Source organism: Streptomyces sp. NPDC038707, from assembly GCF_040636485.1.
In the GTDB taxonomy this organism is placed as follows: Bacteria; Actinomycetota; Actinomycetes; order Streptomycetales; family Streptomycetaceae; genus Streptomyces.
On record NZ_JBEZUP010000037.1, the window covers coordinates 71,867 to 77,886 of the forward strand.

The 6,020-nt window shown below is 72.1% G+C and carries 6 protein-coding genes and 1 pseudogene; 3 read left to right on the forward strand and 4 right to left on the reverse strand.

Annotated features, from left to right (window positions below; translation table 11 throughout):
* Positions 1 to 70: 70 nt before the first annotated feature.
* Both murF and AB0E62_RS33470 read left to right on the forward strand, forming a co-directional pair.
* On the forward strand, positions 71 to 1,465 hold the full coding sequence (murF, locus tag AB0E62_RS33465; RefSeq protein WP_362202496.1) for a UDP-N-acetylmuramoyl-tripeptide--D-alanyl-D-alanine ligase: 1,395 nt from the start codon (positions 71 to 73) through the stop codon (positions 1,463 to 1,465).
* The gene (locus tag AB0E62_RS33470; RefSeq protein WP_362202499.1) at positions 1,462 to 2,580 is read left to right on the forward strand and encodes a peptidoglycan bridge formation glycyltransferase FemA/FemB family protein; all 1,119 of its coding nucleotides are present in this window, start codon (positions 1,462 to 1,464) and stop codon (positions 2,578 to 2,580) included. The genes murF and AB0E62_RS33470 overlap by 4 nt, the downstream gene beginning before the upstream one ends.
* A 142-nt stretch (positions 2,581 to 2,722) precedes the next feature.
* On the opposite strand, the gene AB0E62_RS33475 is transcribed toward AB0E62_RS33470, so the two are convergent.
* The 3 genes from AB0E62_RS33475 to AB0E62_RS33485 all read right to left on the reverse strand — a co-directional run bounded on the left by AB0E62_RS33475 (position 2,723) and on the right by AB0E62_RS33485 (position 5,355).
* A complete protein-coding gene (locus AB0E62_RS33475; RefSeq protein ID WP_362202502.1) occupies positions 2,723 to 3,859 on the reverse strand; it encodes a HAMP domain-containing sensor histidine kinase in 1,137 nt (378 codons plus the stop codon).
* Complete coding sequence (locus tag AB0E62_RS33480) at positions 3,837 to 4,529, reverse strand: response regulator transcription factor (RefSeq protein WP_362202505.1); 693 nt, start codon at positions 4,527 to 4,529, stop codon at positions 3,837 to 3,839. The genes AB0E62_RS33475 and AB0E62_RS33480 overlap by 23 nt, the downstream gene beginning before the upstream one ends.
* Before the next feature lie 454 nt (positions 4,530 to 4,983).
* Positions 4,984 to 5,355, reverse strand: coding sequence for a ferredoxin (locus AB0E62_RS33485; protein WP_362202508.1), 372 nt, complete (start codon positions 5,353 to 5,355; stop codon positions 4,984 to 4,986).
* A gap of 139 nt (positions 5,356 to 5,494) precedes the next feature.
* Between AB0E62_RS33485 and AB0E62_RS33490 the strand changes: the two genes are divergently transcribed.
* Positions 5,495 to 5,860: a DUF6479 family protein gene (locus tag AB0E62_RS33490; RefSeq protein WP_362202511.1), complete on the forward strand. Its 366-nt coding sequence runs from the start codon at positions 5,495 to 5,497 to the stop codon at positions 5,858 to 5,860.
* A 66-nt stretch (positions 5,861 to 5,926) separates the two neighbouring features.
* Here the strand turns inward: AB0E62_RS33490 and AB0E62_RS33495 are convergent.
* Positions 5,927 to 6,020, reverse strand: a pseudogene (locus tag AB0E62_RS33495) (Lsr2 family protein); the annotation flags it as partial.

The window sequence follows — 6,020 nt, forward strand, 5'->3', positions numbered from 1 at the left end:
CGCCTCCGCTCGCCGTCCGGGCGAGCGCCCGGGACGCGATGCGCTTCGCCCGTCCTCGCGCGGTCCGGACGTGATCCCGCTCAGCCTCGGCGAGATCGCCGCGGTGGTCGGCGGGAGGGTCGCGGGCGACGACGCCGTGACGGTGACCGCGCCGGCCGTGCTCGACGGCCGGCAGGCCGGACCGGGCGGTCTCTTCGTCGCCTTGGCCGGCAGACACGCCGACGGCCACGACTACGCCGTCCAGGCCGGCCGGGCCGGCGCGGTGGCTGTGCTCGGCTCCCGGCCCACGGCGCTGCCGACCGTCGTCGTCGAGGACTCCGAGGCCGCGTTGCAGGCGCTCGCCGCCCACGTCGTGGCACGGCTGCGCGACGGGCTGACCGTGGTCGGGGTGACCGGATCCCGCGGCAAGACCAGCACCAAGGACCTGCTGGCGGCCGTGCTGTCGAGCGCCGCGCCGACGATCGCCACGGCCGGCTCGCTCAACAACGAGCTCGGCGTGCCCCTCACCATGCTGCGCGCCGACGCGGCCACCCGCTTCCTCGTCCTCGAGATGGGCGTGCGCCGCACCGGTGACATCGCCGCACTCACCGGCCTGGTCGCGCCCGACGTCGGTGTCGTCCTCAACGTCGGCCAGGCCCACCTCGGCTCCCTCGGGTCGCGCGAGGCGATCGCGCGGGCCAAGAGCGAGCTGGTGCGGGGTCTCGCGCCCGGCGGCACCGCGGTCCTGAACGCCGACGATCCCCGGGTGGCCGCGATGCGCTCGCTCACCGACCGTCCGGTGCTGACCTTCGGCGGGGCGGAACACTCCGACGTGCGCGTACTCGACGTGGTGCTGGACCGGCTGGCCCGGCCGTCCTTCACCCTGCGGACCGCCACCGCCCTGGCTCCGGTCACCCTGCCGGTCGTGGGCACGCACCAGGCGCTCAACGCGGCGGCTGCCGCGGCGGCGGGGCTGGCGGCCGGTGTTCCCCTCGACGCGGCCGCGGCGGCGCTGCCCGCGGTCTCGCTGTCGAAGTGGCGCCTGGAGCTGCGTGACCTCGCCGGCGGCGCGACGCTGCTCGACGACTCCTTCAACGCCGACCCCGACTCGGCCCGTGCCGCCCTGGACGCGCTGGCGGCGATCGAGGGCGGGCGCCGCATCGCCGTCCTCGGCGAGATGCTCGAACTCGGTGACGGCGGCGAGGCCGCGCACCGCGCCATCGGGGAGTACGCCGCCTCGCGGGCCGACGTGGTGGTCGCGGTCGGCTCACGGCCGCTCGCCGACGGCGCCGGGGAGCGGGCGGTGGCGCCGGCCGACAACGCCGCGGCCGTCGAGTGGCTGCGCGGTCGGCTCACGACCGGCGATGTGGTGCTCGTCAAGGGCTCCCGCGGGGCGCGTCTGGACGAGGTCGCCGCCGCGCTCGTGTCCGGATCCCCCGCCGCGCCGGCGGACCGACCTGGGAACGACAGGCAGGAGCGGCTGTGACTTTCCGGGTACGGGTCATCACCGCGGGCGAACACGCCGCGTTCAACGCGGCCCAGCCCGCGGTGAGTTTCCTGCAGACCCCGGCCTGGGCGTCGGTGAAGCGTGAGTGGGGGTCGCAGTCGCTGGGCTGGTTCGACGACCGCGGTCGACTGGTCGGCGCCGGCCTGGTGCTGTACCGGCGGCTGCCCGGGTCCAAGTCGTCGCTGGCGTACCTGCCCGAAGGCCCGGTGATCGACTGGGCCTCGGACGATCTGGCCGGCTGGCTCGGCCCGCTCGTGGACCACCTCAAGCGCTCCGGTGCCTTCGCCATACGCATCGGGGCGACGGCGGTGGCCCGCACCTGGAGTGCTGAGACGGTCAAGGCCGCGATCGCCGACCCCGGGATCACCAGGCTCGGCGACGTACCGCCGGACACGGTCGACGAAGCCGCCGCCCGGGCACGCGTCCAGCTGCGGGATCTGGGCTGGCGCCCGCCCAGGGAAGAAGAGGGATTCTCCGCCGGGCAGCCGCGCTGGGTCTTCCAGGTCCCGTTGGCCGGCAAGGACGAAGATCAGCTCCTGAAGGGGATGAACCAGCTCTGGCGGCGCAACATCAAGAAGGCCGGCAGAGCGGGCGTCACCGTGACCCAGGGTGGTGTCGAGGACCTGCCGGACTTCTACCGGGTCTACCTCGAGACCGCGGAACGTGATCGCTTCATCCCGCGGCCGTTCGGCTACTTCCCGGCCATGTTCGAGGCGCTGTCGGCCGAGGACAAGGACCGTATCCGCCTCTATCTCGCCCACCACGAAGGCGACCTCGTCGCCTCTGCCATCCGGATCCGGGTCGGCGGACACGCCTGGTACAGCTACGGCGCCTCCGCCACGGCCAAACGGGAGGTACGCGGGTCGAACGCCGTGCAGTGGAGGATGCTCACCGATGCTCTGGCCGCCGGATGCACGGTCTACGACCTGCGTGGCATCACCGACACCGTGGACAAGAACTCCCCGCACGTGGGCCTGATCCGGTTCAAGGCCGGCACCGGTGGCAAAGCCGTGGAGTATCTGGGCGAATGGGATCTGCCGCTGAACCGCCTGCTCTACAAGGCATTCGACGTCTACATGTCCCGTCGAGGCTGAGCCGGCCCGCCGGTCGGGCAACTCGGCGGGCGGGAGGCGGAGCGGGCGGGAAAGCGGCGGCCGTCACGGTGCGGGCGGCCGCGCCAGGCAGGCAGGCAGCGGGCAGGCGGGCAGGCGGGCAGGCAGCGGACTGTCACGTTCGTCAGGTCCGCTCGTCGTCGGTCCGTGTGTGCGCTGACGCGGCGGGCAGTCGCACCGTGACGCGCAGTCCGCCGGCGGGGCGGGGGGTGAGGGTGAGGGTTCCGTCGTGTGCCTGGGTGATGCTCTTGACGATCGCCAGGCCGAGGCCGACACCCGCGTGTCCGGTGTGCAGGCGTTCGGTACCGCGCTGGAACGGCTCGGTGAGTGTCGCGACCGACCGCGGGGTGAGCTTTTCGCCGGTGTTCTCGACAGTGAGTACGGCAGTGTCGGCGCGGACGCCGGTGGTCACCCATACGGCGCCCTGGTCGGGCAGGTTGTGGCCGATCGCGTTGTGCAGGAGGTTCGTGGTCAGCTGCAGCAGGAGCGCCGGTGAGCCGAGGGTGATGCTCGTGTCGCCCGAGGTCTCGATGGTGATGCCGTGCTTTTCCGCCAAGGGCAGGAGCGTTTCCGTGGCTTCTTCCGCCATGAGGGACAAGTCGACGTGTTCCCTGGTGAAGGACCGCTGGTTGACGCGGCTGAGCAGGAGCAGTGCCTCAGTGAGGCCGATGGCCCGGCTGTTGACCACGCGCAGGCGCTCGACGAGTTCGCGGATGTCGTGGTCCGGATCGTTGCGGGCCACGTCGAGAAGCGCCTGTGTGACCGCGAGCGGGGTGCGCAGTTCATGAGAGGCATTGGCCGCGAATCTCTGCTGCTCGGCGACGTGGGCTTCGAGCCGCGCGAGCATCGTGTCGAAGGAGTCGGCGAGTTCGCGGAACTCGTCGCGGCGGCCCGGCAGGCGTATCCGGTGGAAGTGCGGCCCGTTCGCCACCCTGCGGGTGGCGTCGGTGATGCGCACCAGCGGGGTGAGCATCCGGCCGGCCAGGATCCACCCGCCCACGAGACCGAACAGCAGCAAGAACGCCAGCACCAGGATCCCTGCCGGGACGAACACGACCGGGCCGAAATTGCCCGGGTCGAGGGCGCGCAGGAAGTCGGACCGATCGGGGACGTCAAGGGTTTCCGACCTTCCCCGCAGCAGGAACACCCACACGGCGGCAAGCAACGCGGCGTTCGCGACCACGAGGAACCCGGCGTAGCTGAGGGTGAGTCTGAGGCGGACGCTCAGCCCCTGACGCCTATCCCCGTGTGGCCCGGCCATCGCCGTCCGCTCCTGTGTCGATGCGGTACCCGACCCCGGGCACGGTGGCGATCAGCCAGGGTTCGCCGAGACGTTTGCGCAGGGCCGAGACCGTGATGCGCACCGCGTTGGTGAAGGGGTCCGCGTTCTCGTCCCACGCTCGCTCCAGCAGCTCCTCCGCGCTGATGACACCGCCTTCGGCCGCGACGAGGACCTCGAGCACGGCGAACTGCTTCCTGGTGAGCGCGATGTAGCGGCCCTCGCGGTAGACCTCGCGGCGGAAGGGGTCCACACATAAGCCTGCGATCTCTCGCACAGGTGGTCTGTTGTGGGCCCGTCTGCGGTCGAGTGCCCTGAGCCTGAGCACGAGTTCTCGCAGCTCGAAGGGTTTGGTGAGGTAGTCGTCGGCGCCGAGCTCGAACCCGGTGGCCTTGTCGTCGAGCCGGTCGGCAGCGGTCAGCATGAGGATCGGCATGCCGCTGCCGGAGGCGACGATGTGCCTGGCGATCTCGTCACCGGTGGGTCCGGGGATGTCCCGGTCGAGGACGACCATGGCGTAAGCGTTGGTGCTCAGCAGTTCCAGAGCGGTATCGCCGTCCCCGGCGATGTCGGCCGCGATCGCTTCGAGGCGCAGCCCGTCGCGGATGGCCTCTGCCATGTAGGGCTCGTCCTCGACGACTAACACACGCATGGCCTCATGCTACGAGCCGGTGCCTTATCGCCGGCGTATCGAAAACCGGATACGGGCGGGCGACACCGTGCCTTCTCGGAGAGGTCCGGGCCGTACGGGCTCACGGCCGCGACCGGAACGGATTCCCCGGCCGTGGTCGTACGCCCGGGTTCCGTGGCCGGCGCGGTGGCGTAGCGCGGGTCTCACGGGGGCGAAGAGGTCGCCGCGGGGGCCCGGGCGCGGTCAGGTCCGCGTCGTGCCCGCCCCCAGGGACGGGTCCCCTGCGCCGAGTGCAAAGGGGTCGGCGCAGGACGGCACCGGCGGCGCGGTGATGCCCTCGCGCGGCGCATCGGGGTCGGGGCGCGGGGCCGGCCACACCCGGTGCGGACCGTGTGCTGCGCCACCAGCGGCAGCGACAGCGGCACGCCGGCCCGCGCCGCCTCGACGGTGAGCCCGGACGGCGGGGTCACGGTGCTCAGCCGAGCAGTTCCAGGAAGTCCGCGCAGGCGTCGGCACAGGCCCGGCAGCTGGCCGCGGCCGACTCGGCGCCGGGATGCTCGTCGAACGCGCGGGCGCACTCGAGGCAGACCGACCGGCACCAGTCCACCCGGGCCCTGATGCCCTCCTCGTCCTGCTGGTTCTCCTCGCTCAGCACCCGGCAAGTGGCGTCGCACGCCTCGGCACACATGATGCCCAGCCTGCGCACGCGCTCCTGGTGCTCGGTGCCGTCCGGGTCGACCAGACTCGCCCGCACGGCACAGGCCCGGGCGCACTCCGTGCACGCCTGGGCACAAGTGAAACGGTCCTCCAGGAACCGGTAGAGCTGCTGGGAAGTCGGCGATGTCACGGCGTTCGAGTAGCCGGGGCGGGCGGGCGCAAACCACGACCCCGGAAAGGACGGCCAGGGTTCCGGACACTCCTCGCCACACCACCACCCGCCCTTAATGTCCGGATTCATCACCTTTAGTGAGGGGTATCCCTCTTGTATGAACATCGCATCGATGCAGCTGGCCGCGCCGAGCGGGCTCATGAGCCTCGGACTGTTCCTGATCGCCCTGGCGCTCCTCGCGCTGCTAGGCGGCGGCTTCTGGATGACCTCCCGCGTCCGCTACCGCGAGTCCCCGCGCCCGCGCCCTGAAGAGCAGCCCAAGATGCCGCCGGGCGGGCCGGTGCGCGAGGTCCGGCAGAACAGGGAGTCCGCGGAGATACCGCGGATCTCCAAGGGCGAGCGTCCGCTCACCCCGTACGACCTGACGAACATGGACAGCCGGCCGAGCGCGTCGAAGGAGCGCCCGCGCTGGAGCAAGGGCTCCAGCGGCTCGTTCGGCGGGGGCGGACTCGGCGCCCACTGAGGACCGCCGTCGGCGCCGCCGACGTCACCGTGAACCGGCCCGCGCCGGACCGCCGTACAGGCGGCCGGCGCGGATGGCCGCGGTGTCCTGGTTGCCGCCGGAAGCGGCACGCGCCTTTCCACGCCCGCCGGAAGCACGGCCACCGGTACGGCGTCCGCCC

Excerpts from the sequence above, each read along its gene's own strand:
- AB0E62_RS33475 (WP_362202502.1), bottom strand. The coding sequence starts at position 3,859 with ATGGCCGGGCCACACGGGGATAGGCGTCAGGGGCTGAGCGTCCGCCTC.
- AB0E62_RS33480 (WP_362202505.1), bottom strand. The coding sequence starts at position 4,529 with ATGCGTGTGTTAGTCGTCGAGGACGAGCCCTACATGGCAGAGGCCATC.
- AB0E62_RS33490 (WP_362202511.1), top strand. The coding sequence starts at position 5,495 with ATGAACATCGCATCGATGCAGCTGGCCGCGCCGAGCGGGCTCATGAGC.